At 71.8% G+C, this 24681-nt stretch carries 23 protein-coding genes and 1 pseudogene; 15 read left to right on the top strand and 9 right to left on the bottom strand.

Translation table 11 applies throughout. The features are described 5' to 3' along the window. The first annotated feature begins 123 nt into the window (after window positions 1-123). From IEZ20_RS36015 to IEZ20_RS35975, 9 genes are all read left to right on the top strand, one after another. Window positions 124-1059 (top strand): carbohydrate ABC transporter permease, encoded by a 936-nt coding sequence (locus tag IEZ20_RS36015; RefSeq protein ID WP_189306676.1) that lies wholly within the window; start codon window positions 124-126, stop codon window positions 1057-1059. After that, the gene (locus IEZ20_RS36010; protein WP_189306674.1) at window positions 1056-1940 is read left to right on the top strand and encodes a carbohydrate ABC transporter permease; all 885 of its coding nucleotides are present in this window, start codon (window positions 1056-1058) and stop codon (window positions 1938-1940) included. Before IEZ20_RS36015 ends, IEZ20_RS36010 begins: the two co-directional genes overlap by 4 nt. Next, window positions 1937-3127, top strand: coding sequence for a Gfo/Idh/MocA family protein (locus IEZ20_RS36005; protein WP_189306672.1), 1191 nt, complete (start codon window positions 1937-1939; stop codon window positions 3125-3127). Before IEZ20_RS36010 ends, IEZ20_RS36005 begins: the two co-directional genes overlap by 4 nt. Further along, window positions 3127-3972, top strand: coding sequence for a DUF6807 domain-containing protein (locus tag IEZ20_RS36000; protein WP_189306670.1), 846 nt, complete (start codon window positions 3127-3129; stop codon window positions 3970-3972). Before IEZ20_RS36005 ends, IEZ20_RS36000 begins: the two co-directional genes overlap by 1 nt. Continuing rightward, window positions 3969-5480, top strand: a complete 1512-nt coding sequence (locus IEZ20_RS35995) for a glycoside hydrolase family 43 protein (RefSeq protein WP_189306668.1) — start codon at window positions 3969-3971, stop codon at window positions 5478-5480. Before IEZ20_RS36000 ends, IEZ20_RS35995 begins: the two co-directional genes overlap by 4 nt. A 120-nt stretch (window positions 5481-5600) precedes the next feature. Then, complete coding sequence (locus IEZ20_RS35990; RefSeq protein WP_189306754.1) at window positions 5601-6938, top strand: ABC transporter substrate-binding protein; 1338 nt, start codon at window positions 5601-5603, stop codon at window positions 6936-6938. Between the two features lie 106 nt (window positions 6939-7044). Further along, on the top strand, window positions 7045-7824 hold the full coding sequence (locus tag IEZ20_RS35985; protein WP_189306666.1) for a rhamnogalacturonan acetylesterase: 780 nt from the start codon (window positions 7045-7047) through the stop codon (window positions 7822-7824). Between the two features lie 26 nt (window positions 7825-7850). After that, window positions 7851-9179 (top strand): pectate lyase family protein, encoded by a 1329-nt coding sequence (locus tag IEZ20_RS35980; RefSeq protein ID WP_189306664.1) that lies wholly within the window; start codon window positions 7851-7853, stop codon window positions 9177-9179. A 50-nt stretch (window positions 9180-9229) separates the two neighbouring features. Further along, complete coding sequence (locus IEZ20_RS35975; RefSeq protein ID WP_189306662.1) at window positions 9230-10324, top strand: pectinesterase family protein; 1095 nt, start codon at window positions 9230-9232, stop codon at window positions 10322-10324. Window positions 10325-10387: 63 nt separating this feature from the next. Here the strand turns inward: IEZ20_RS35975 and IEZ20_RS35970 are convergent, their stop codons facing one another. Then, window positions 10388-10846 (bottom strand): hypothetical protein, encoded by a 459-nt coding sequence (locus tag IEZ20_RS35970; protein WP_189306660.1) that lies wholly within the window; start codon window positions 10844-10846, stop codon window positions 10388-10390. Between the two features lie 8 nt (window positions 10847-10854). Beyond that, on the bottom strand, window positions 10855-11346 hold the full coding sequence (locus IEZ20_RS35965) for a hypothetical protein (RefSeq protein ID WP_189306659.1): 492 nt from the start codon (window positions 11344-11346) through the stop codon (window positions 10855-10857). 219 nt (window positions 11347-11565) lie between these two features. Between IEZ20_RS35965 and IEZ20_RS35960 the strand changes: the two genes are divergently transcribed. Beyond that, entirely contained in the window at window positions 11566-12363 is a 798-nt protein-coding gene (locus IEZ20_RS35960) for an HAD family acid phosphatase (RefSeq protein ID WP_189306656.1), read from the top strand. A 24-nt stretch (window positions 12364-12387) separates the two neighbouring features. Here IEZ20_RS35960 and IEZ20_RS35955 read toward each other — a convergent pair. The 3 genes and pseudogenes from IEZ20_RS35955 to IEZ20_RS35945 all read right to left on the bottom strand — a co-directional run. Then, window positions 12388-13422, bottom strand: a pseudogene (locus tag IEZ20_RS35955) (glycoside hydrolase family 43 protein); the annotation flags it as partial. A gap of 208 nt (window positions 13423-13630) precedes the next feature. After that, window positions 13631-14494: a hypothetical protein gene (locus tag IEZ20_RS35950; protein ID WP_189306654.1), complete on the bottom strand. Its 864-nt coding sequence runs from the start codon at window positions 14492-14494 to the stop codon at window positions 13631-13633. After that, on the bottom strand, window positions 14491-15060 hold the full coding sequence (locus IEZ20_RS35945; RefSeq protein ID WP_189306653.1) for a SigE family RNA polymerase sigma factor: 570 nt from the start codon (window positions 15058-15060) through the stop codon (window positions 14491-14493). Before IEZ20_RS35945 ends, IEZ20_RS35950 begins: the two co-directional genes overlap by 4 nt. A gap of 247 nt (window positions 15061-15307) precedes the next feature. Between IEZ20_RS35945 and IEZ20_RS35940 the strand changes: the two genes are divergently transcribed. Next, complete coding sequence (locus tag IEZ20_RS35940; protein ID WP_189306651.1) at window positions 15308-16705, top strand: NCS2 family permease; 1398 nt, start codon at window positions 15308-15310, stop codon at window positions 16703-16705. 10 nt (window positions 16706-16715) lie between these two features. Here IEZ20_RS35940 and IEZ20_RS35935 read toward each other — a convergent pair whose 3' ends face one another. From IEZ20_RS35935 to IEZ20_RS35925, 3 genes are all read right to left on the bottom strand, one after another. Further along, window positions 16716-18170 (bottom strand): peptidoglycan D,D-transpeptidase FtsI family protein, encoded by a 1455-nt coding sequence (locus IEZ20_RS35935; protein ID WP_189306649.1) that lies wholly within the window; start codon window positions 18168-18170, stop codon window positions 16716-16718. Between the two features lie 82 nt (window positions 18171-18252). Further along, window positions 18253-18726, bottom strand: coding sequence for a GNAT family N-acetyltransferase (locus IEZ20_RS35930; RefSeq protein WP_189306647.1), 474 nt, complete (start codon window positions 18724-18726; stop codon window positions 18253-18255). A 27-nt stretch (window positions 18727-18753) separates the two neighbouring features. Beyond that, window positions 18754-19527, bottom strand: a complete 774-nt coding sequence (locus tag IEZ20_RS35925; protein WP_059248622.1) for an IclR family transcriptional regulator — start codon at window positions 19525-19527, stop codon at window positions 18754-18756. 153 nt (window positions 19528-19680) lie between these two features. Here IEZ20_RS35925 and IEZ20_RS35920 point away from each other — a divergent pair, with 153 nt between their 5' ends. Beyond that, a complete protein-coding gene (locus tag IEZ20_RS35920; RefSeq protein WP_189306645.1) occupies window positions 19681-21210 on the top strand; it encodes an aldehyde dehydrogenase (NADP(+)) in 1530 nt (509 codons plus the stop codon). A 124-nt stretch (window positions 21211-21334) separates the two neighbouring features. Continuing rightward, on the top strand, window positions 21335-21949 hold the full coding sequence (locus IEZ20_RS35915) for a DUF1349 domain-containing protein (RefSeq protein ID WP_229896436.1): 615 nt from the start codon (window positions 21335-21337) through the stop codon (window positions 21947-21949). Here the strand turns inward: IEZ20_RS35915 and IEZ20_RS35910 are convergent. Next, window positions 21909-23288, bottom strand: coding sequence for an MFS transporter (locus tag IEZ20_RS35910; protein WP_189306641.1), 1380 nt, complete (start codon window positions 23286-23288; stop codon window positions 21909-21911). The genes IEZ20_RS35915 and IEZ20_RS35910 overlap by 41 nt on opposite strands. Before the next feature lie 49 nt (window positions 23289-23337). Between IEZ20_RS35910 and IEZ20_RS35905 the strand changes: the two genes are divergently transcribed. Together IEZ20_RS35905 and IEZ20_RS35900 are read left to right on the top strand one after the other, a co-directional pair. Beyond that, on the top strand, window positions 23338-24336 hold the full coding sequence (locus IEZ20_RS35905) for a GlxA family transcriptional regulator (RefSeq protein WP_229896435.1): 999 nt from the start codon (window positions 23338-23340) through the stop codon (window positions 24334-24336). 26 nt (window positions 24337-24362) lie between these two features. Beyond that, a partial coding sequence (locus IEZ20_RS35900) for a GNAT family N-acetyltransferase (protein ID WP_229896434.1) occupies window positions 24363-24681 on the top strand: 319 nt, incomplete at its 3' end.

Genomic DNA, 24681 nt, shown 5'->3' with positions numbered 1-24681 from the left:
TTCAAGCACGCGCATGTAGCAAGCGCTTCCTGCACCCGCTGCAACCGCCCGCCCGTCACCCGACCACCGCCCCTCACGGACGCCCTTCGGGCGGCACCTATCGACTGCGAACGGAGAACAGTCATGGCCCAAGCCGCAGCCGTGGCGAAACCGCCCGCGCCACCCCGGCGGCGCCGTGCCTCCGCGACCCCGCGCAGGCTGCCGTACCTGCTGATCGCCCCGGCGGCCCTGCTGATGCTGGGCTTCATCGCCTACCCGGTGCTCAGCGTCTTCTACTACAGCCTGCAGAACTACAACCCCACCAAACCGTGGCGGAACGGCTTCGCCGGCCTCGACAACTTCACCCGGCTCTTCGCCCACGACCCGCAGTTCCGGGACACGCTGACCTTCAGCGCCAAGTGGGTCGTGGTCGAGGTCGGGCTGCAACTGCTCTTCGGCCTGGCGCTGGCGCTCATCGTCAACCAGACCTTCGTCGGCCGGGCGCTGGGCCGGGCGCTGGTCTTCTCGCCCTGGGCCGTCTCCGGCGTACTGACCTCCGCGATCTGGGTGCTGCTCTACAACTCCCAGACGGGCATCACCCGTTACCTGGCGGACGCCGGCATCGGCTCCTACGGCACCAGCTGGCTGTCGGACCCCTCGACCGTCTTCCCGGCGGCGGTGGTCGCCGACCTCTGGCGGGGCGTCCCCTTCTTCGCGATCCTCATCCTCGCCGACCTCCAGTCCGTCTCCAAGGACCTGTACGAGGCCGCCGAGGTCGACGGCGCGAGCCGGCTCAAGCAGTTCCGGCACATCACCCTGCCCCACCTGAAGGACGCCATCGTGCTCTCCACGCTGCTGCGCGCGGTGTGGGAGTTCAACAACGTCGACCTGCTCTACACGCTGACCGGCGGCGGCCCGGCGGGGGAGACCACGACCCTCCCCCTCTACATCGCCAACACCAGCGTCGACGCCCACAACTTCGGCTACGCCTCCGCCCTGACCACGGTGGCGTTCGTGATCCTGCTCTTCTGCTCGATCGTCTACCTGCGGCTGAGCAAGTTCGGAGGCGACTCCAAGTGATCACCGAGATCGCTCCCGCACCCCGGAAGGCGGCGGCCGAGCCCGTCGGGACCCGCACGGGGCGCCGCTCCTGGGACGAGGTCCCGCGCTGGCAGATCTACGTCCCCCTGACGGTCTACCTCCTGTTCACGCTGGTCCCCTTCTACTGGATCCTGCTCTTCGCGCTCCGCCCGGCCGGCTCCACCTCGCTGGTCCCCTGGCCCATGACCTTCGAGCACTTCGAGAAGGTGTGGACCGAGCGCAGCTTCGGCACCTACTTCACCAACAGCGTCTACGTCGGCCTCGCCACCCTGGTGCTGACCACCGTGGTCGCCCTGGCCGGCGGGTACGCGCTCGCCCGCTTCGACTTCCGGCTCAAGCGCGGCTTCATGCTGGCCCTGCTGTGCTCCCAGTTCGTGCCGGGCGCGCTGCTGCTGGTGCCGCTGTTCCAGATCTTCGCCAAGCTGTCGATGATCAACTCCCTCGGCAGCGTCGTCATCGCCGAGACCGTCTTCCAGCTGCCGCTGTCGATGATCCTGATCAGCGGGTTCATCCGGAACGTGCCGTACTCCCTGGAGGAGGCCGCCTGGGTGGACGGCTGCAACCGGCTCACGGCCTTCCGGATCGTCGTCCTGCCGCTGCTGCGGCCCGGCCTGGTCGCCGTCGGCTCCTTCGCCTTCGTCCACGCCTGGAACCACTTCCTGTTCGCCCTGATGTTCCTCTCCGACCAGGGCAAGCAGACCATCCCGGTCGGCCTCGACACCCTGATGAGCGCGGACAGCGTCGACCTCGGTGCCCTGGCGGCGGGCGGCATCATCGCGGCCCTACCCGTGGTGATCGTGTTCGCCTTCATCCAGAAGTGGCTGATCACCGGCTTCAGCGCGGGGGCGGTGAAGGGATGAGCGTCGACGTCGTCCTCGCGGGCGCGCGCGGCCACGGCCGCTGGCACCTGGACAACATCCGCCGGCTCCAGGGCGCGGGCCTCGTCCGGCTGGCCGGCATCTGCGAGCTGACCCCGCTGACCGGCGAGGAGATCCCCGACGGACTCGGCACGCCCGAGCAGTCCGCCGACCTCGGCGCGCTCCTGGACTCCACCGGCGCGCGGATCGCCGTGATCTGCACGCCGATCCCCACCCACACCGACCTGGCCCTCACCGCCGCCGCGCGCGGGGTGCACCTGCTGCTGGAGAAGCCGCCCGCACCTTCGTACGCCGAGTTCCGCCGCATGGCCGACGGGGTCCTAAAGGCCGGGGTGGCCTGCCAGATCGGCTTCCAGTCGCTCGGCTCGCACGCGGTCCCCGCGATCCGGCGCCTCATCGCCGAGGGCGCGATCGGCGAGGTCACCGGGGTCGGCGGGGCCGGGGCCTGGGCCCGGGACGAGGCCTACTACCGGCGGGCGCCCTGGGCGGGCCGGCGCCGGCTGAACGGGGCCGACGTGGTCGACGGGGTCCTCACCAACCCCCTCGCGCACGCCGTCGCCACCGGCCTCGCCCTGCTCGGCACGGACCGCGCCGAGGACGTCACCGGCATCGAGACCGAGCTGCTGCGCGCCAACGCCATCCAGTCCGACGACACCTCCTGCGTCCGCGTCCACACCCCGCACGGCCCGGTCACGGTCGCGGCGACCCTGTGCGCCGAACACCCCGGGGAGCCGTACCTGCTGGTGCACGGCGGCAGCGGCCGGATCACCTTCTGGTACAAGCAGGACCGGGTGCTGCTCCAGCGCACCGGCCACGGCCCGGAGGAGACCGAGTACGGCCGCACCGACCTGCTGGAGAACCTCGTCGGGCACCTGGAGCACGGCACGCCGCTGCTGGTCCCGCCGGACGACACCGGTGCCTTCATGCGGGTCGTCGAGGCCGTCCGCACGGCCCCCGACCCGGCACCGCTGCCCGGGCACGCCTGGCGGCTGCTGCCCGACGGGCACCGCCGGATCGTGCCCGGCATCGACGGCCTGGTCGCCGCGTCCGCCGCCACCCTCGCCCTCTACTCCGAACTGGGCGCTCCCTGGTCCCCGCCCGGCCGCCCCGTGCCGAACGACCATCCGAACGACCTGCCGAACGACCTGCCGAACGAGGTGAGCACCTGATGACGTCCCCCGACAGCCTGGTCCTGCGGGTCGCGGGCCGCCCGGTCGGCCGCTACGTCACCCGGCCCGAGCTGCCCGCCCGGCTCTCCCCGCGCCCCCACCTGCACCCCGTCACCACCCTGGCCGGCACGGCGGTCACCGAGGTGAGCCCCGCCGACCACGCACACCACCTCGGCGTCGGTGTCGCCGTTCCCGATGTCGAGGGGCACAACTTCTGGGGCGGCCGGACCTTCGTCCGCGACCGGGGCCCGGCCGAACTGGACAACCACGGCGCCCAGCGGCACACCGCCTTCCAGCTCCGCGACCCCGACGGCTTCGTGGAGGAACTGCGCTGGGTGGCCGCCGGAACCGAGCTGCTGCGCGAGCGCCGTACGGTCGCGGCCACCGGACTCACCGACACCGCCTGGGCGCTGGACTTCACCTTCTCCCTCACCAACGTCACCACCGCGCCCCTGTCGATCGGCAGCCCCGCCACCAACGGCCGGCCCGGCGCGGCCTACGGCGGCTTCTTCTGGCGGGCCCGCAAGGAGTCCCGGGCCCCGGAGGTCTTCACCGCCGACCGGTACGGCGAGGCGGAGACGCACGGCACCCGGGCCGACTGGCTCGCGCTGGCGGGCGAGGGCTGGACGCTGGTGTTCACCGGGGCCACCGAGGACACCCGCCGGGACCCGTGGTTCGTCCGGGCCGCCGAGTACCCCGGCGTGGGCTCCTCCCTCGCGCACACCCGGCGGCTGCCCGTCCCGCCCGGCGCGACCGTCGTACGCCGGGTGGTCACGGTCGTCGCCGACGGCACCCCGACCCGGGGCGAGGCGGCGGCCCTGGCCCGCAAGGCGGTGAGCCAGTGACCGCCCCCGGCACCTACACCAACCCGGTCCTGAACGCCGACTGGTCCGACCCGGACGTGGTCCGCGTCGGCGACGACTTCTACCTCACCGCCTCCAGCTTCGGCCGCGCCCCCGGCCTGCCCCTGCTGCACTCCCGCGACCTCGTCCACTGGACCCTCGTCGGCCACGCCCTGGAACGCCTCGAACCGGAGGAGGAGTTCGCGGCACCCCGGCACGACCGCGGGGTCTGGGCACCCTCCATCCGGCACCACGACGACCGCTTCTGGATCTTCTGGGGCGACCCCGACCAGGGCATCTTCCAGGTCAACGCACCCGAGATCCGCGGCCCCTGGACCCGCCCGCACCTCGTCAAGGCCGGCAAGGGGCTGATCGACCCGTGCCCCCTGTGGGACGACGGGACCGGCGAGGCCTACCTCGTGCACGCCTGGGCCAGGTCCCGCTCCGGCGTCAAGAACCGGCTCACCGGCCACCGGATGCACCCCGACGGCACCTCGCTGCCCGACGAGGGCAAGGTGATCGTCGACGGGGACCGCATCCCCGGCTGGTTCACCCTGGAAGGGCCCAAGCTCTACCGGCACGACGGCTGGTTCTGGATCCTCGCCCCCGCCGGGGGAGTGGAGACCGGCTGGCAGGGCGCGTTCCGCTCACGCGGCTTCTTCGGCCCGTACGAGGAACGGATCGTCCTGGAGCAGAAGGACACCGACGTCAACGGGCCGCACCAGGGCGGCTGGGTGCGCACCGCGGCCGGCGAGGACTGGTTCCTGCACTTCCAGCAGCGCGGCGCCTACGGCAGGGTGGTCCACCTCCAGCCGATGCGCTGGGGCGACGACGGCTGGCCGGTCCTCGGCGACGAGGGCGCCCCCGTCGCCGTACACCGCCGGCCCGCGCTGCCGCCGCAGCCGCCGGCCGCGCCCGCCACCGACGACGACTTCCCCGGCGGACGGTACGGCCGCCAGTGGCAGTGGACCGCCAACCCCGGCGACGGCTGGGCCACCCAGACCTCCGCGGACGGCCTGCGGCTGACCTGCGTCCGCTCGGCCGACGCCCACGATCCGCGGAAGCTTCCCCACGTCCTCACCCAGCGGCTGCCCGGCCTGCCGAGCGCGGTCGAGGTCGAGCTGCGGCTGGACGGCACCGAGCCGGGTGCGCGGGCGGGGCTCGTGGTGCTCGGGGACGCGTGCGCGTGGATCGGCCTGGAGCGCGGGAGGGACGGCACGGTCCGCCTCGTGCACCGGTTCGCGGAGGCGGTGGCCGACCGGGAGCGCGACGCCGGGGTGCCCTGCCTCGCTCCCGAGGGGCGGGCGCGGCTGCGGATCGAGGCCGGGACGGGGGCGCGCTGCCGGTTCCGGTACGACGTCGGGGACGGCCCGCGCCCGTCCGGGCCCGTCTTCGCGGCCACCCCCTGGCGCTGGGTCGGCGCCCTGCTCGGCCTGTTCGCCGTCGCGCCCGAGGGGCCGGGACCCGCCGGGACGGCGACGTTCACCCGGTTCCGGATCACGCCCCTGTAGTCCCCGCCCCGGTCACGGGCTTCTCCGGCCCGCAGCGGCGGACCGGTCGCTGACGACCTCCCCCCACACACAGCCGCACCCATCGGATCCACAAGAAGAGAGCCGACCATGACAAGCAGCATCCGCATCCGCATCCGCAGAAGCAGGCGTGCCGCCCTGGCCGTCGCCCTGGGCTCCGTGCTCGCCCTGACCGCCACCGCCTGCGGCGACGACGGCAGCGGCGGCGCGGGGGACAAGGGGAACGAGGGCTCCGGCAAGGGCACGATCACCTTCTGGGACAACAACGGCGGTGTCCGCACCGACGTCTGGAAGCAGATCATCGCCGACTTCCAGAACAAGTACCCCGACATCAAGGTCGACTACGTCGGCGTGCCCGCCGCGAGCGTGCAGTCCAAGTACGACACCGCCATCCAGGGCGGCGGCCTGCCGGACGTCGGCGGGGTCGGTACGGCGATGCTCGCCGAGGTCGCCGCGCAGGGCGCGCTGGAGCCGCTGGACGACCGGATCTCCGGCAGCCCGCTGAACGGCAAGCTCAACGCCACGTTCCTGGAGGGCGTGAAGGCCGCCGGCGGTGACGGCAGGACGTACACCGTGCCGACCTCCGCGAACAACGGCACGCTGTGGTACCGCACCGACCTGTTCCGCGCGGCCGAGCTGGACCCGCCGACCACCTGGACGAACTTCTACAAGGCCGCCGGCAGACTCACCGACAAGGGCAGGAACGCGTTCGGGTACACCATCCGCGGCGGCGAGGGCTCCATCGCCCAGGCCCTGGACGCCATGTACGGGCAGAGCGGCATCACGTCCTTCTGGAACGGCGACGAGACCACCGTCAACGACCCGAAGAACGTCGCCGCGCTGGAGAAGTACGTCGGCCTGTACAAGAAGGACACCCCGTCCGCCGACGTGAACAACGACTTCACCAAGATGGTCGCCCAGTGGGACTCCGGCACGATCGGGATGCTCAGCCACAACCTGGGTTCCTACGCCGACCACCAGAAGGCGCTGAAGGGCAGGTTCAGGGGCGTCCCCAACCCCACCCTGGACGACGGGACACGGGTGCAGGTGTCCAACCCGGTCGACGGGCTCGCGCTGTTCAGGTCCAGCAAGAACAAGGCGGCCGCGTGGAAGTTCATCGAGTTCGCCGCCTCGCACGCCTCCAACAGCAGGTGGAACCGGAACGCGGGGCAGGTGCCGGCCAACACCGAGGCGGTGCGGGACGCGTGGGTGCAGTCGTCCGAGCCGACGAAGCTCGCCGCGGAGGCGTTGAACGGGTCCAGCACGAAGATCGTCCAGTTGCCGTACTACCTTCCTGACTGGAACACCATTTCGAAGTCGGACAACGAGCCGAACTTCCAGAAGGTGCTGCTCGGGAAGCTGAGCGCGAAGGAATTCCTGGACACGCTGGCCGACCAGCTCAATGCCGCGCAGGCCGACTGGAAGAAGAACCGCCGGTAGCCCGGACGGTTCTTGTCCGTGGGGGCCGCGGGGCGGTCCGTGGCTGGTCGCGCAGTTCCCCGCGCCCCTGGGACGTCGTGTTCTCCCGAGTCGAAAGGCACAGGTTGTGTCCCTTACCCGTAGACAGGTCACGTCCGCCGCGATGGCCGCCGTTCCCGCTGCCGGGCGTTCCCGTCGGGAATCGCGCACCCTCTACATCGCCGGTGATTCGACGGCCGCACAGAAGTACGCCGACGCCGCTCCCGAGACCGGGTGGGGAATGGCCCTCCCCTTCTTCCTCGGAAAGGGAATGAAAGTCGCCGACCACGCGGTGAACGGGCGGAGTTCGAAGAGCTTCGTGGACGAAGGGCGGCTCGACGCGATCCTCGCCGGGATCCGGCCCGGGGACGTCCTGCTCATCCAGTTCGGGCACAACGACGAGAAGGCCGGCGACCCGACCCGCTCCACCGAGCCGTGGTCGACGTACCAGCGGTATCTGCGGCTCTACGTCGAGGGCGCCCGTGCCCGTGGTGCCCGGCCGGTCCTCGCCACCCCCGTCGAACGCCGCAGGTTCGACGCCGAGGGCAACGCCCTGCCGACCCACGGCGACTACCCGGCGGCGATGCGGGCGCTCGCCGGTGAGGAGGGCGTCGCGCTGCTGGACACCGAGGCGCTGTCGCTCGCTCTGTGGCAGCGGCTCGGGGCGGAGGAGACGAAGACCTACTTCAACTGGACCGCCACCGAACAGGACAACACGCACTTCAACCCGCCGGGCGCGATCGCCGTGGCCCGGCTCGTGGCGCAGGAACTGCTGCGCACCCGGGTGCTGGCCCGGCGCGACGTCGTACGGCTGCACGAGGACGTCCCGGCGTCCTGGATCACCTGGCCGCCCGCACCCGCATCCTGACCTTCGTCATCGAGGAGAGCCGCACCGTGCGTACACAGAAATGTCATGGACGTGTCATAGCTGCCCTGGTGGGCGGCACAGCCCTCGCCCTCGCCGTCACCGGCACCGCCTCCGCGTCGCCTTCCGTGCGGCCGGCCCACCGCGCCGGCCCCGACCGGCAGGTACTGCCCGCCCGGGACGGCTGGGCGGCGTACGGCACCGGCACGACCGGCGGGGCCGCCGCCGACGCCGCGCACGTGTACACCGTGACCACCTGGGAGCAGTTCAAGGCGGCCCTGGCGGACGGCGGCAGCGCGCCGAGGATCGTCCGGGTCAAGGGCCTGATCGACGCCGACGGGCCGGACTGCGCGTCCTTCGCCGCGCCCGGGTACGACTTCGACGCCTACCTGAGGACCTACGACCCGGCGGTGTGGGGCCGTACCAGGACCCTCGACGCCGAGCCCGACGACAGCCCCGAGGGCCTGCGCCGCGCCTCCGCGGCGCACCAGGACGCCTTCGTCAAGGCCGCCGTCCCGGCGAACACGACCATCGTCGGCATCGGCCGCGACGCCGGCTTCAAGGGCGCCAGCCTGCAGATCCAGGGCGTCGACAACGTCATCGTCCGCAACCTGACCTTCGAGAGCCCCCTCGACTGCTTCCCGCAGTGGGACCCGACCGACACCGCCGACGGCAACTGGAACTCCGAGTACGACAGCGCCGTCGTCCACGGCTCGACCCATGTGTGGATGGACCACAACACGTTCACCGACGGGGAGCACCCGGACAGCACCCTGCCGTCGTACTACGGCCGGATCTACCAGCAGCACGACGGCGAGCTGGACATCGTCAAGGGCGCCGACCTCGTCACCGCCTCCTGGAACGTCTTCGAGGACCACGACAAGACGATCCTCGTCGGCAACAGCGACAGCGCCGCCACGGCCGCCGTCGACCGCGGGCACCTGAAGGTCACCTTCCACCACAACCTGTTCCGGAACCTGGTGGAACGCGCCCCGCGGGTCCGCTTCGGGCAGGTGGACTCGTACGACAACCACTTCGTCGCCGGCGAGGGCTACTCCTACAGCTACGGCATCGGCATGGAGTCGCAGCTCGTCGCCGAGCACAACGCGTTCACGCTGCCGGCGGGCGTGAAGGCCGGTGCGGTGCTGAAGAAGTGGAAGGAGGCGCCGGTCACCGCCGGCGACAACTACGTCAACGGCGAGCCGACGGACCTCGTCGCCGTCCACAACGCGCAGGTGCCCGGCGAGATCCTGCGGTCCGGGGCCGGCTGGACGCCGGTCCTGCGCACCAGGGTGGACCGGCCGCAGGCCGTCCCCGGCATCGTCGACCACCGCGCGGGCGCCGGCCACCTGCGCTGACCCCCGGGGGGCCGGGCCCGTCGGCCCCCTCTTCACGAAGGAGAACAGCCGTGCCCCTCTCCCGACGGGGTTTCCTCACCGCGGGCACCGCGGCCACCGCCGCGCTCGCCCTGACGGCCGCCCCCGCGCACGCCCTCACCACCCGCCCGTTCGGCCGCTACGGCTCCCCGGCCCGCCGCCTCACCCCCGGCACCCTCTACGTCGACCCGTACGGCCGGGGCGACTTCGCCACCGTCCAGGCCGCGGTGACCGCCGCCACCGGCAGCGGCCGGACCCTCGTGATCGCCCCCGGCCGCTACCGGGAGACGGTCGCCGTCGACGCCGGCCGCACGGAGATGACCTGGATCGGCGCCTCCGAGAACCCCCGGGACGTGGTGGTCGTCCACGACCGCGCGGCCGGCACCCCCAAGCCCGGCGGCGGCACCTACGGCACTACGGGTTCGGCGACCGCCACCGTCCAGGCCGACGGTTTCACCGCCCGCTGGATCACCTTCGCCAACGACTGGCTGCGCGCCGACCACCCGGAGACCAGCGGCACCCAGGCCGTCGCCCTGAAGGCGCAGGGCGACCGCGGCGCCTTCCTGCACTGCCGCTTCCTCGGCCACCAGGACACCCTGTACGCCGACTCCATGGCCCTCGGTGCCCTGGCCCGCCAGTACTACGCCCACTGCTACGTCGAGGGAGACGTCGACTTCGTCTTCGGCCGGGCGACGGCGGTCTACGAACACTGCCACTTCCGCACCCTGAACCGCACGGACCTGGCCGCGGCGCCCTACGGCTTCGTCTTCGCGCCCTCCACGGCCGCCGCCGACCCGCGCGGCTACCTCGTCACCCACAGCCGCGTCAGCAGCGAGGCCCCCGACGCCTTCTACAAGCTGGCCCGCCCCTGGGTCCCCAGCTCCGACCCCACCGCCCGCCCGATGCTCACCGTCCGCGACACCCGGCTCGGCCCCGGCATCGACGCGGCCGCCCCCTACACCGACATGTCGGCGGCCCACCCCTGGCAGAACCAGCGGTTCGCCGAGTACCGCAACACCGGCCCCGGCGCGGTCGTCACCGTCCCGGAGAACCGGCCCCGGCTCACCGCCGCCCAGGCCGCGCTGCACACACCGGCGGCGTACCTGGGCGACTGGAACCCCCGCTGACCCTCCTCGTGCGTCCGCACAGGCGGTGGGCGTGGCCTCGCCGGCAGAAGGGTGGCTTCTGCATCAGCACCCGCCACCCCATACCGCCTCCAGATCCCGGCAGCGGACCGTGATGCGCGCGTCGGTCAGCGCGATCTCGTGCACACAGCCGCCGTCCTCATCCGGCAGGATCTCGTCGAGGAGCACCGTGTCGACCGCCATCCAGTCGATGGAGTGCTCGTAGTCGATGGACAGGTGCCGCACGCCCGTGTAGCTGATGCGCAGCCCCGACTCGTGCTTGAACCGGTTCGGCGCGAACTCCAGCACCAGCCGGCCGCTCTTGTCGGTCGCCGGATGGATCCCGGCCAGCTCCAGGTCCTTGACGCACCGGTCGGCGCGGGGAATGTCGTAGTGCCCCGGCTCGGAGACGAAGGCCCAGGCGCCGGGCGGGAGCACGCCGCGCAGGCGAGGGAGTTCGGCCAGGTAGGCGGAGGGGTCGAGGAAGAATCCGTAGCCGTCCCAGCGGGTCTCGACGAATCTCATGGTCCTGTTCACCACTGTGCGAAGGGTTCCCGTGCGGCAACGTCCGGGCAGGCACGGTCAAGCGCGCGCCGGAAGTCGTGGGCCAGGGCCGCCAGCATGTCCTCGACGTCCGCAAGAGAAGCTGTCCCGGTCGCCGGGTCGGGGATCCAGTCGGTCCGGGTCGTGCAGGTCAGGGTGACCTGTTCGCCGGCCGGGACGAAACCGACGACTCGTTCGACCCCCTGGCCGTAGAAGTCGATCCGTGCCCGGTCCCTCCGGCCGAGGGCCGTCCGTACCTGCGGGAGCTGCTCGATGACCGAGGAGAGGTCGTAGGAGACGTCCACGGGCCATGCGTCCTGTCCGAACCCCGACACGCGGAAGCGGCAGTCCGTCTCGGCCAGAAGCTCACAGGCGTCCATGACCAGGGACGCGTAGTCCTCGGAAAGACCGAGGCCGTGTGCCACCGGGATGTCGGAGGCGGGCGGGGACACGGTCATGCGGAAGGGCACGGCGCTGCTCACTTCCTCAGGATAGGGAAGGCTGTTCTGTCTGGTGGAAAGCCGGTGGGCCATCGCGTCAAGTGAGCGTCAGGCGAAGGCAATCGGAGGGCAATGCTCCGGGCTGGGGGTGCCACGCGGCGCGCGTATCGATCGGATAACGGGGCTCGCCCTACGTGTGTGATGCGCGTAGACAGTCTGTGACCTGGTACATCACTTTCATCCACCAGATCCGGAGAACTTATGCGGAAGTCCCACAAGGCGGTCGCGGCCGGGGCCGCCTGTCTCGTCGCCGGTGCGGCGCTGTACGGCGCGGGCGCGGCCACGGCCGGTCAGTCGACGGCGAACTCCACCCACGAGCCGTACAACATAGGCGTCCTGGTGAAGGACATCGACACCTACTACGGCACCACCGCCGACAGCGACGGCGTCTACCAGGCGTCGCCGGACAGCCCGTACGCCGAGGACCTGGCGCGCATCGACGCCGACGCCAGGCGCTACATCGACAAGGCGGCCCGCAAGGCGCACCGGCACGGCGAGAAGCCGGCCGTCGTCTTCGACATCGACGACACGCTGCTGCTCAGCCTGGACTACGAGAAGCGCACCAACTACACGTACAACTCCACCACGTGGAACGACTACGTGAACAAGGCCGACCGCCCGGCCGTCTTCGGCAGCCCCGAGCTGGTGCGGTACGCCGAGTCCAAGGGCGTCGAGGTCTTCTACAACTCCGGGCTGAGCGAGGGGCAGCGCGCCGCCGCGGTCGCCAACCTGAAGAAGATCGGCGCCGATGTGAACCTCGACGCCGGCCACATGTTCCTCAAGGACAAGGCCAACCCGCCGGCCTACCTGAAGGACTGCGCCACCGCGGCCGCCTGGAACTGCACGACGGTGCAGTACAAGTCCGGGACGCGCAAGCACATCGAGGACGACCTGGGCTACGAGATCATCGCCAACTTCGGCGACCAGTACTCGGACCTGGAGGGCGGGTACGCGAACCGCACGTACAAGCTGCCGAACCCGACGTACTTCGTCAGCTGAGCCCTGTCCCGCCGAGCCTTATCCGTACGTCCTGAGCAGCCGCTCGTACTCGGCCCCCGTCACCGGCAGCACCGTGCCGTGGCGGGGGCTCGCCGGCAGCGCGTAGTCCGCGGAAGGGGTCCACTTCCCGGACGCGAGGTCCGTCGTCTCGAACGGCACGTACCCGCGCAGGCCGTACTCGTCGATGAACAGGTACCACTTCTTCCCGGTGTTGGACCTGAAGACCGTCGGGCCCTCGCCGCGCGCGAGGGTGTCGCCGCCGACGCAGTCGGCGACGAAGTCGTACGAGGTGTCGGTCAGGTTCCGCGACTTCTCCGCGGTGATGAACTTCGAGCAGGGCGAGCCGGACGACGGATCCCGTTCGTCCTTGGTGAAGCGGTAGTACGTCCCCTTGTCCTTGATGACCGTCGAGTCGATGACCGAGTAGCCGGGGTCGTCCCAGACCTGGGGCGCGCTGAAGGTGCGGAAGTCCTCGGTCGTCGCGTAGAGCATGCGGTTGTACGTGGAGCCGGTGTGCTCCGGGTCGTCGTCGGCGTACAGCTTCGACGCCCAGAAGACCACGTACCGGTGCAGCCTGCTGTCCCAGTAGGCCTCCGGCGCCCAGGTGTTGCCCGCGTTGTCGGGCGCCACCCTCACCAGCCGCTGGTCGGTCCAGTGGACCAGGTCGGTGGACTCCCACACCATGACGGACCTGCTGCCGTGCCGCTGGACGTGGTCCCAGCTGCCGCTGCTGTTCCGGTACATCCGCAGGTCGGTGGCGAGGAGGTAGAACCGGTCGCCCTTGGGGGAGCGGATCACGAACGGGTCGCGCAGGCCCTTCTCCCCGATCGTCGAGGTCAGCACCGGCTGCCCGCCGTTCACCTCGCGCCAGTGCAGCGGGTCGTCGCCCTGGCTGAGCGCGTAGCGGATCTGTTCGCCGTCGGCCGTGCCCTCGCCGGTGAAGTAGACGAAGAGATAGCCCGCGTTCTTCGACCGCGCGGTGTCCGCGGAGCCGGGCGGGGCGGCCGCCAGGGTGAGGAGGAGGGCGAGGAGCGGGCCCAGCAGTGTTCTGAGACGCATGACAGTCCTGTGTGAGCGTGAGGGGTTCTGTTGCGTGCTGTGGGTTTGTGCGTCCTCGGAGTGTCACCAGTGGGGCGCAGCTCGTCAATCGGTGTGCGCGGGAGCGGGACGGCCGAAAGTTTCGGCCGGTTGTCGCGCGGGCGCGGCCGCGCCCGGAGGGGCGCGGGGAACCGTGCGGCCGGCCCGTCACCGGGCCGCGCCCGCCAAGTTACGCGTCATCACCCGAGCCGGTCTGCGCATGCACGGCGAAGTCACCGGTCACCGCATACGTACGTCCCCCGGTCACACCGGTCATGACATACCTGTCGGCCCCCGCGTCGCGCCCCCCGCGCGCATGGTTGTACTGCCCCGCGAACACCCACTCGCCCGCCGGGACCGTACGCCCCTCCTTCAGCGTCCACGTGTAGACGACGAACCCGTCCTTCTCCGTGACGCTCTGGCTGAAGTCGCCCTCCGGCAGCGATCGCCACGCCCCCGTCGACGTGACCCCGCCGGTCTGGGCGACCTTCAGCTCGACGGTCAGGGAGGACAGCGGCTCGGAGGTCTTCAGGGTCAGGTCGCTCTGCGCCCAGAAGTCGTTGCTGTGCAAGTCCACCGAGCCGTCCGACCACAGGGGGCCGTCCTGTTCGGCGCGCGCCACCGGTGGCTCGGACGTGGCGGTGGCCTTCGGGGTGCCGGCCGGGGAGGAACCGGGCGTGCGGGACGGCTGGCCGGCACCGCCCCCGCTGGGCGCCGGGTCCGCGGAGTGAACGGGCGGAGGGGGCGTCGGCGCGGACGACTCGGAGGGCGTCGGCGACACCGCCACCGTCTGCCGGGCCGGCGGGTCGTCCTTCCGTACCGCGGACGCCACCGCGTAGCCCCCGACCGCGAGCACACCGGCCACCGCGGCCGTCGCGGTGACCACCCGGATCCAGCCGGTCACCGGCGGGCGTCCGGCCCGGTGGCCGGTGCGGGACCCCTCCGCCATGCCGCGTTCCACCCGGGCCAGGATGCGCGCCCGGTCGGGTTCGTGGGCCTCGGCCGCCTCGTGCAGCCGGGCGCGCAGCTCGTCGTGCACGTCCTGCTGCCTCATCGGTTCCTTCCTCCGCTCTGACCGGCCCGGGCCGCCATCACCGCGTGCACCCGCCGCGGGTCGCCCTGCGGGCCGAGCAGCCGCTGCAGTTCGGCCATGCCCTTGGACGTCTGGCTCTTTACCGTACCCACCGAGACTCCGAGCGCGAGCGCGGTGTCCTTCTCCGACAGGTCGAACGCGTGCCGGAGCACCACGCACGCCCGTTTCCGGAACGGCAGTCTGCGCAGCGCCTCCTGGACGTCCACCACACCGGCGACGTCCGGGTTCTCGGTCCGCTCCTCGCCCCGTGGCCAGAACAGCGCGATCCTTCGCCGCTCGCGCACCGCGCTGCGGATCCGGGTGCGGGCCAGGTTGGCGACCACGCCCCGCGCGTACGCCACCGGATGGTCGGCCGCGCGCACCCGGTCCCAGCGGTGCCACAGGGCCAGCAGGGCGTCCGCCGCCAGGTCGTCGGCGGCGTCCGGCTCACCGGTCAACAGGTGGGCGAGGCGGGCCAGTTCGGCGTAGTGCCGTTCGAAGAAGGCATGGAACTCCACGGAGGCTGCGTCGTCGACGACTGTGCCCACGGGTGACCTCTTCTCGATACACGCTGTGTGAGTGTCATGTGAATGACATGCGAGGGTCCAGGGGAGGGCCCGGACGGAGATCCGGAAGCGTAGCAGTGATCATTTCACGTGCTCGTACGGGGGGCCGGACATCGTATGGCCCACCGAACTCGATGACGTAACACGGAGAAAACCTGAAACGGGTTCGACACGGGAACAATCCAGCCAGCATCCGCACACCGATCATCAGGTGACGAGGAGGGGGACCATGTCCGTCGACCGGTACTTCAGGATCTCCGAGCGGGGATCCACGCTCGGGCGCGAGATACGCGGCGGCTTCGCCACGTTCTTCACGATGGCCTACATTCTTGTCCTGAACCCGATCATCCTGGGCAGCGCGAAGGACAAGTACGGGCACGTCCTGGACACCGGCCAACTCGTCACCGCGACCGCGCTGGTGGCCTGCGTGATGACGGTCGTCATGGGCGTCGGCGGCAACCTCCCGCTCGCCATCGCCGCCGGACTCGGGCTCAACGCGGTCGTCGCCTTCCAGCTCGCCCCGCTGATGAGCTGGGCGGACGCGATGGGCCTGGTCGTCCTCGAAGGCCTCGTCATCTGCGTGCTGGTCCTCACCGGACTCCGGGAAGCCGTCATGCGCGCCATCCCGCAGCAGCTGAAGCAGGCCATCGGCGTCGGCATCGGCCTGTTCATCGCCTTCATCGGCTTCGTGGACGCCGGGTTCGTCAGCCGGATCCCGGACGCCGCCCACACCACCGTGCCGGTCCAGCTCGGCGCCGTCGGCCGGCTCACCGGCTGGCCGGTGCTGGTCTTCTGCCTCGGTGTGCTGCTCACCGTCGCGCTGCTGGCCCGCGGGGTGAAGGGCGCGATCCTCATCAGCATCGTGACGATGACCGTCGTCGCGATCGTCGTCGACGCCGTCGCCGACGTCGGCAGCTGGGGCCTGACCACGCCCAGGGTCCCCGACGAGGTCGTCGCCGCCCCGGACTTCGGACTGGTCGGTCACTTCAGCCTGTTCGGCGGCTTCGCCGAGGCCGGTGTCCTCACCGCCGTCCTGCTGGTCTTCACCCTCATCCTGTCGGACTTCTTCGACGCCATGGGCACGATCGTCGGCATCACCGCGGAGGCCGGCCTGCTGGACGACAAGGGGCAGGTGCCCGGCATCGGCCGGGTGCTGTTCATCGACGGCGCCGCGGCCGTCGCCGGCGGTGTCGGCTCGGCCTCCTCCAACACCGCCTACATCGAGTCCGCCGCCGGCGTCGGCGAGGGCGCCCGCACCGGCTTCGCCAACCTGGTCACCGGCGCCCTCTTCGGCCTCGCCCTGTTCCTCACGCCGCTGCTCACCATCGTCCCGCTCCAGGCGGCGGCGCCCGCGCTGATCGCCGTCGGCTTCCTGATGATGACCCACGTCAAGCACATCGACTGGGACCGCTACGACATCGCCGTCCCGGCCTTCCTCACCATCGCCGCGATGCCGTTCACCTACTCCATCACCGACGGCATCGGGGCGGGCTTCCTGTCCTACGTCGTCATCAAGGCGGTGCTGGGGAAGGCGCGGGAGGTCGACTGGCTGCTGTGGGGCGTCTCCGCGCTGTTCCTGGTGTACTTCGCGATCGACCCGGTGGAGCAGCTGCTGGGCGTGAGGTGAGGCCGGGACCTCACTTCAGCGCCGCCTGCATCATCGCCTTGGCCACCGGCGCCGCCAGACCGTTGCCGCTCACCTCCGAGCGGGCCGCGTCCGACTGCTCCACCATCACCGCGACCGCGACCTCCTTGTCGTTGCTGTCGGACTTGGCGTAGGAGGTGAACCAGGCGTACGGCGTCTTGCTGTTGTTCTCGCCGTGCTGGGCGGTACCGGTCTTGCCGCCGACGGTCGCCCCGTCGATCAGCGCGTTCGTACCGGTGCCGTCCTTCACCACCGTCCGCATCGCCGACTGGAGCTGCTCGGCGGTGGTGGAGCTGATGACCTCCTCGGTGTCCGCGCTGTCGTCGAAGTCCTTCAGCACGTCACCGCCGCTGTCGGTGATCCGCGCGACCATGTGCGGCGCCACCTGCTTGCCGCCGTCTGCGATGGTCGCGGACACCAGGGCCATCTGGAGGGGCGTGGCCGTGACGTCGAACTGGCCGATGCCGGTCAGGGCGGTCTGCGCCTTGTCCATGCCGGACGGGTACACGCTGGGGTAGGCCCGCACCGGCACGTCCTGCGCCTCGTTGTTGAAGCCGAACTTCTCGGCCATGGCCCTCACCTTGTCCTGGCCGAGGTCGACGGCCATCTTGCCGAAGACGTTGTTGCAGGAGTACTGGAGGGCCACGCGGATCGAGGCGTTCCGGCACGGCGCGGACTTGTTCTCGTTGGACAGCGGGCGCACCGTGCCCGGCAGGGTGTACGGGTCGGGGCTGTCGGTGTGCTGGTCCACGTCGTCGTACAGCCCGTCCTCCAGCGCGGCGGCCGCGACGACCAGCTTGAACGTCGAGCCCGGCGGCAGCGGCTGGCGCAGCGCGCGGTTGGTGAGCGGCTTGTCCTTGTCCGCGTTGAGCGACTTCCAGGCCTTGCCCGCCGTGTTGGCGTCGGTGAGCGAGGACGGGTCGTACGACGGCGTCGACACCGCCGCGAGGATCCTGCCGGTTCTGGGGTCGATCGCGACGGCGCCGCCCTTCTTGTCGCCCAGCGCCCGGTAGGCCGCCTTCTGCACGGCCGGGTCGATCGTGGTGACCACGTCGCCCGGTTCGGCGCGCTTCCCGGTGACCGTGTCCATCACGGTCTTCAGCCGGTTGTCCGTGCCGTTGAGCAGGTCCTTGTAGATGCCCTCCAGCTGGGTGGGGGCGTAGGCCTGCGAGGCGTAGCCCGTCACCGCGGCGTACAGCTCACCGTCCGTGTACGTCCGTTTGTACGCGAGGTCGCTTCCCTTCGTCCGGGTGGAGCCGGTGACGGCGTCTCCGCCCACGATGATGTTCCCCAGGGGCCGCGAGTAGGTCGCGATCGCGTTCCGCCGGTTGTCGTTGTCGTCCGCGAGGGCCTTGCCGTCGTAGAACTGCAGCCATGTCGCCCTGACCAGCAGGGAGAGCACCAGCAGCAGCGCGAAGACGGACGCCCGCCTGATCGTCTTGTTCATCCCGCCGGGAAGACGATCGGGAGCGGGGCAATCGTTCCCGTACGACCGGATTTCTCATCCGGGGTTCATCTCGTCCGGCGGTTCAGGACGCCCCCAGGATCAGCACGACCTCCTCGATCTCCCGGCCCCGCGCACCGGCGTACCCGTGCGCCCGGGCCGTCTCGCGGAAGCCGCACTTCTCCAGGACGCGCAGCGAGCCGGCGTTGTCGGCCGCCGCCCGCGCGTACAGCGGCCGTTCGGGGACCTCGGCGAGCAGGGCCCGCAGCGCGGCGGTCGCCACGCCCCGGCCCCAGTACGCGCGGTCGATCCAGTACGTCACCTCCCGCTCGCCGGCCGTGCCGTAGACGGACGCGGTGCCGACCACCTGTCCGTCGGCCAGCACCGTGCGCAGCACCTCGGAGGACTCCCGCAGGCGCCGCCAGTGGACCGCGAAGGCGTCCGGGTCGTACGGGTCCTCGGGGCCGAACGCGGCCATCCGCGTGGCCTCCGGGTCGGTCATCAGCCGGTGGAACACCGGCAGGTCACTGTCCCGTACGGCCCGCAGCGCGATCTCCATGGAGCCGAGCCTACGGCCCCGGGGGCCTCAGAGCCTGCGGGTCGCGAGCGTCAGCCGGTCCCGCGCGTCGAACAGCGCGTCCTTGATCATCTGCTCGTGGGCGGGGGTCAGCCGGGCCACCGGCACCGAGCAGCTGATGGCGTCGCGCGCGGGCGTGCGGTACGGGATCGCCACGCCGAAGCAGCGCAGGCCCAGGGTGTTCTCCTCACGGTCGACCGCGAAGCCCTGCTCCCGGATCTGGTGCAGCTCCTCGATGAGCCGCTCCCGGTCGGTGAGGGTGTTCTCGGTGAGCGCGGGCAGGGTCTCCGGCAGGAGTTTGCGGACCTGCTCGTCGGTGTAGGTGGCGAGGATCGCCTTGCCGAGCGAGGTGGAGTGGGCCGGGAGCCGGCGGCCGACGCGGGTGAAGGGGCGCAGGTAGTGCTGGGACTGGCGGGTGGCCAGGTAGACCACGTTGGTGCCGTCGAGACGGGCCAGGTGGATGGTCTCCGTGGTGTCGTCGGAGAGCCGGTCCAGGGTCGGGCGGGCCGCGGCCACGACCTCGTCGCCGTCGATGTAGGAGGTGCCGACCAGCAGCGCCCGCACCCCGATGCCGTACCGCGTGCCCGTCGCGTCCGTCTCCACCCAGCCCAGCTCCACGAGCGTGCGCAGCAGCATGTACAGGCTGGACTTGGGATATCCCACGGCCTCCTGGACGGCCGCGAGGGAGTGCATACCGGGCCGGCCGGCGAAGTATTCCAGCAGCTCAACGGTCCGTACCGCGGACTTGACCTGCGCCCCGCCCCCTGTGTCGCCTGCCGTCATCGCCCTTGACCCCTTCGTTCGACGAGGACCTGAGTTATATAGTCTCCGAACAGCGAATTCATCATCAGAGACAGTGTTCAGTATATCGAACGCAGCTGATGGGTGAGCCTGGAACGTCGTAGTTGATGCGGCCTTTACTGGGAGGGACCCGCGGTGGCAGCAGCACCAGTCTGGAGTGTCGACCCGCGCACCGGGAAGCAGCGTGAACAGGTTGCGGTGGAGGCCACGGCCCAGGAGGTGGACGCGGCCGTCCGGGCGGCCCACGCCGCGCGCGGCTCCCTCGCCGACCGCACGGTCCGCGCCGCCTTCCTGCGCTCCGCCGCCGCGGGCCTGGACGCGGCCAGGGACGGCCTGGTCGAGACCGCCGACGCGGAGACCGCCCTCGGCCCGGCCCGGCTGACCGGCGAACTCGCCCGCACCTGCTACCAGTTGCGGGCCTTCGCCGACATCGTCGACGAGGGCGCCTTCCTGGACGTCATCATCAACCACCCCGACGACACCGCCACCCCGCCCGTCCCGGACCTGCGCCGTTACAAGGTGCCGCTCGGTGTCGTCGCCGTCTACTCCGCCTCCAACTTCCCCTTCGCCTTCTCCGTCGCCGGCGGCGACACCGCGAGCGCGCTGGCCGCGGGCTGCCCGGTCGTCGTCAAGGCCCACCCCGACCACCCGGCCCTGTCCGAACTGGTCGCCAAGGTGCTGCGCCGGGCCGCCGCCGAACACGGCCTCCCCGAGGGCGTCGTCGGCCTCGTGCACGGCTTCGAGGCGGGCGTCGAGCTGATCAAGCACCCGCTGGTCACCGCGGCCGGCTTCACCGGGTCGGTACGGGGCGGACGGGCGCTCTTCGACGCCGCCGCCGCGCGTCCGGTGCCGATCCCGTTCCACGGCGAGCTGGGTTCCCTCAACCCGGTCCTGGTCACCGAGGCCGCCGCGGCCGAGCGGGCCGAGGAGATCGGCGGCGGGCTCGCCGGCTCGATGACCCTCGGCGTGGGCCAGTTCTGCGTCAAGCCGGGCCTGGTGCTGGTGCCGTCCGGCGCGGCCGGCGACCAGCTGGTGAAGTCCCTGACCGACGCCGTCAGCGACACCGACGCCGGGGTGCTGCTCGACCACCGCATGCGGGACAACTTCCTCGCCGGGGTGGCCGAGCGCGCCCAGCTGCCCGACGTGGACGCGCCGGTCACCCCCGGCGCGGGCGGCGAACACTCGGTCAGCGCCGGGTTCCTCACGGTGCCGGCGGAGAAGCTGGCCGAGGAGGGGGCGTACGACCTGCTGCTGGAGGAGTGCTTCGGGCCGGTCACCGTGGTGGCCCGCTACGCCTCGGAGGCCGAGGCCACGACGGTGCTGTCCCGGCTGCCGGGCAACCTGACGGCGACCGTCCAGGTGTCCTCCGAGGAGGCCGCCGGGCGGGGGCGGGGGCCGGAGCTGCTCGCCGAACTGACGCCGCTGGCCGGCCGCGTGCTGGTCAACGGCTGGCCGACGGGGGTCGCGGTGGCGCCCGCGCAGCACCACGGGGGCCCGTACCCCGCGACCACGTCCACGTCCACCTCGGTGGGCGGTACGGCCATCGAGCGGTGGCTGCGGCCGGTCGTCTACCAGAACGCGCCGGAGGCCTTGCTGCCGGACGAGCTGAAGGACGACAACCCGCTCGGTCTTCCCCGGCGGTTCAACGGGGTCCTGGAGCGGTAGCGCCGAAAGGGGCGCGGCGCGCCGGCGGATGCCGGCGCACCGCGCCCGTTCCCGCCCACGCGGCGGGCCGCATGCCGATACGGCCCCCCGCCCCTCTGGGCGGGGACGGCCGCCCGACGAGAGGTTGACGGAGTTGCACGTACCCGAGCTGCCCTTCTCCCTGGAGGCCTGGGGACCGGACGGCGACTGGACCTACGCGGACGGGGTCCTGACCGGGCGGGCCGGGCCCCGCCAGGACCGGTTCGTGCCGCCCACCGGGGAAGCGCTGGAGCCCGCCGCCGACGCCCCCCGGCTGCTCGGCATGCCGCCCGCAGGGGACTTCCAGCTGATCGCCCGGGTCTCCGTGGCGTTCCGGGACGCGTTCGACGCCGGCGTCCTCTACGTCCACGTCGGCGACCACGCCTGGGCCAAGCTCTGCCTGGAGTACTCCCCGGACGTGCCCACCGTCTGCACAGTGGTCACCCGGGGGCACTCCGACGACGCCAACTCCTTCGCGGTGGAGGGGGAGTCGGTGTGGCTGCGGGTCAGCCGGAGCGGACGGGCCTTCGCCTTCCACGCCTCCCCGGACGGTGAGCGGTGGACCTTCGTCCGGCTCTTCACCCTGGGCGGGGAGAAGGAGACCGGTGCCGCACGGGTCGGGTTCATGGCCCAGTCGCCGGTCGGGGAGGGGTGCGCGGTGACGTACGACCGCATCGGGTTCAGGGCCGGCGCGCCGGGTGATCTGCGAGACGGAAGCTGAGGGCGAGGGCCGGCACGAACAGGGCCGCGCCGAGCAGCAGGCTGGTCCGCATGCCGGTGGTGAAGCCGCCGGTCACCAGCGCGCCGAACACCGCGATGCCGAGCCCGCCCGACACCTGCCGGGCCGCGTTGAGCACACCGGCGGCCAGGCCCGCCCGCTCCGGCGGCACGGCGTCCAGCATCACGGCGGTCAGGGTGGGGATGGCCAGGGCGACACCGACGGCCGGCGGGACGAGGAGGACGGCCGCCACGACGGCGGGGGTGCGGGTGCCGACGGCGAGCAGGGCCAGCAGGCCCGCCACCGTGAGCGCCTGGCCGAGCAGCAGCGGCAGCCGGGGGCCGTGGCGTCCCGCGAGCTTCCCGGCCATCACGTTCGTCACCGGGATCAGCCCGGTCATCGGCAGGAACAGCAGCCCCGCGGCCAGTGCCGAACGTCCCTGGAGCTGCTGGAAGAAGAGCGAGAACAAGAAGATCGTCCCGTAGAACGCCACACTGCACGCCACCCCCGCGGCCACGGCCACCCGCACCGCCCGGTCGCGGAACAGGCCCAGCGGGACGACCGGGTGCGGCCGCCGTGCCTCGATCCGGACGAACACCGCGGTCGCGGCGACGGCCACGGCACCGGCCGCGAGGCCCGTCGTACCGCCCTCGATGACCGCGAACGTCAGGGCCGTCAGGGCGAGCACGGCCGTCGCCTGGCCCGGCAGGTCCAGCGGCGCGGGCCGGCGCTCCGAGCGCGGGGTGCGCACCAGCAGGACCAGGGCCGCGAGGCCCAGCGGCAGGTTGACGAAGAAGATCCCCCGCCACCCCCACGACGTGGTCAGAGCCCCGCCCGCCACCGGTCCGAGGGCCAGCGCCGTCGAACTGCCGGCCGCCCAGGTGGCCACGGCACGGCCCCGCCGCGCCGGATCGGGGTGGGCCTGCCGTACCAGGGCCAGTGAGGCGGGCAGCACCACCGCCGCGGCCGCCCCCTGCACCACCCGCGCGCCGATCAGCACCGGCAGGGTCGGCGCCAGTCCGCAGGCCGCCGAGGCGAGCGTGAACAGCGCGACCCCGACGGCGTAGGCGCGGCTCGCTCCGGCCCGGTCCGCGAAGGCGCCGGTCGAGAGCATGAGGGCGGCGAAGGCGAGGGTGTAGGCGTCCACCACCCACTGGAGTCCGGACATCCCGCCGCCGAGGGAGGAACCGATCGCCGGCAGAGCGACGTTCACGATGGTCGCGTCGAGGGTGATCAGCCCGGAGCCGAGCACGGCCGCCGCGAGCGTGAGGGCCGGTGAGGTGCTCGGCTGCCGTGTCCTGCCGGAGAGTCCGGGTGGCATGAGGGTCTGTTCTGTCGGCATGCCCTCATGCTGCTGATCTTCCCCGGCCTACAGTAGTGACCTGAATGCCATGCATCCGGAGGTTCTGGCCATGCTGCGTATCGCGGTCGTCGCGTCCCCGCCCGTGTCGATGTTCAACCTCGCCATCCCCGAGCTGCTCTTCGACAAGGTGCGGGTCGACGGCCGCCCCGGCTACGAGGTGGTGATCTGCGCACCCGACCCCGGTCCCGTGCCCACCACCGGCGGGCTCCGGCTGCACGTGCCGCGCGGCCTGGAGGCGCTTCAGGAGGCGGACACCGTGATCGTCGCCGGCACCGGGCAGCCCTTCTCCCCGGACCCGCGGGTGCTGAGCGCCCTGCGCGCCTTCGCCGCCACGGGCAGGCGCATCGCCTCCATCTGCTCCGGCGCCTTCACGCTCGCCGAGGCGGGCCTGCTCAAGGGCCGCAAGGCCACCACGTACTGGCAGCACGCCGAGGAGATGCGCCGCCGCCACCCCGACATCGACGTCCAGGGCGATGTCCTCTACGCCCAGGACGGCCCGTTCCTGACCTCCTCCGGTTACGCCGCCGGCATCGACCTGTGCCTGCACATCATCCGCACCGACTACGGCGCCGCCGTCGCCAACGAGGTCGCCCGGCTCGCCCTGGTCGCCCCGGTCCGGCCCGGCGGGCAGACCCAGTTCACCCAGACCCCGCTGCCGCCCGAGCGCGGCACCGTCTGCGCCGACACCCGCGGCTGGGCCATGCGCAACCTGGACAAACCGCTCACCCTGGCCGACCTCGCCCGGCACGCCGGGGTCTCCGTACGCACCCTCACCCGCCGGTTCCACGCCGAGAGCGGGGTCAGCCCGTTGCAGTGGCTGCTGCACCAGCGCATCGAGCGCGCCAAGGAACTGCTGGAGACCACCCGGCTGCCCATGGACCAGGTGGCCGCCGCCTGCGGTCTCGGCACCGCCGACTCGCTCCGCGCCCATCTGGTCCGCCGTACCGGCCTCACCCCGAGCGCGTACCGGGCCCAGTTCAGCCGCCACGGAACCGGGCGGCGGGCGGCGTCGTCTTCCGCTGCGTGATCAGTGACCGTGTGACAGGGGCCCGCGTGATCCGCACCGCCCTGCCCGCCGAGGCGGAGACGATCGCCGCGCTGCACCGCCGGGCCCGCTCGACGTACTACCCCGACGGCCTCCCGGACGACGGCATCGACTGGACCGCGGCCTGGCGCGGTGCCGTCGGGCGCCCCGACGGGCAGGTGCTGTGTGTCGTGGAGGAGGGCACGATCACCGGCATCGCCTCCTTCCGGCCCCCGGAGGACGGCCCCGCCGGCACGGTCAAGCTGTACCAGTTCCACGTCGACCCCGACCGCTGGCGCTCCGGCATCGGCACGGCCCTGCACGCGGCCTGCGTGGAGCAGTGGCGTG

This window comes from Streptomyces cinerochromogenes, from assembly GCF_014648635.1.
In the GTDB taxonomy this organism is placed as follows: Bacteria; Actinomycetota; Actinomycetes; order Streptomycetales; family Streptomycetaceae; genus Streptomyces; species Streptomyces cinerochromogenes.
Note: the sequence above shows the minus strand (reverse complement) of the source record. Positions and strands in the feature narration are given on the sequence as shown.

What these genes read in the sequence shown, in the direction of transcription:
- IEZ20_RS36015 (WP_189306676.1), top strand. Translation starts at nt 124, where the DNA reads ATGGCCCAAGCCGCAGCCGTGGCGAAACCGCCCGCGCCACCCCGGCGG.
- IEZ20_RS36005 (WP_189306672.1), top strand. Translation starts at nt 1,937, where the DNA reads ATGAGCGTCGACGTCGTCCTCGCGGGCGCGCGCGGCCACGGCCGCTGG.
- IEZ20_RS36000 (WP_189306670.1), top strand. Translation starts at nt 3,127, where the DNA reads ATGACGTCCCCCGACAGCCTGGTCCTGCGGGTCGCGGGCCGCCCGGTC.
- IEZ20_RS35970 (WP_189306660.1), bottom strand. Translation starts at nt 10,846, where the DNA reads ATGAGATTCGTCGAGACCCGCTGGGACGGCTACGGATTCTTCCTCGAC.
- IEZ20_RS35960 (WP_189306656.1), top strand. Translation starts at nt 11,566, where the DNA reads ATGCGGAAGTCCCACAAGGCGGTCGCGGCCGGGGCCGCCTGTCTCGTC.
- IEZ20_RS35950 (WP_189306654.1), bottom strand. Translation starts at nt 14,494, where the DNA reads ATGAGGCAGCAGGACGTGCACGACGAGCTGCGCGCCCGGCTGCACGAG.
- IEZ20_RS35940 (WP_189306651.1), top strand. Translation starts at nt 15,308, where the DNA reads ATGTCCGTCGACCGGTACTTCAGGATCTCCGAGCGGGGATCCACGCTC.
- IEZ20_RS35935 (WP_189306649.1), bottom strand. Translation starts at nt 18,170, where the DNA reads ATGAACAAGACGATCAGGCGGGCGTCCGTCTTCGCGCTGCTGCTGGTG.
- IEZ20_RS35930 (WP_189306647.1), bottom strand. Translation starts at nt 18,726, where the DNA reads ATGGAGATCGCGCTGCGGGCCGTACGGGACAGTGACCTGCCGGTGTTC.
- IEZ20_RS35925 (WP_059248622.1), bottom strand. Translation starts at nt 19,527, where the DNA reads ATGACGGCAGGCGACACAGGGGGCGGGGCGCAGGTCAAGTCCGCGGTA.
- IEZ20_RS35910 (WP_189306641.1), bottom strand. Translation starts at nt 23,288, where the DNA reads ATGCCGACAGAACAGACCCTCATGCCACCCGGACTCTCCGGCAGGACA.
- IEZ20_RS35905 (WP_229896435.1), top strand. Translation starts at nt 23,338, where the DNA reads ATGCATCCGGAGGTTCTGGCCATGCTGCGTATCGCGGTCGTCGCGTCC.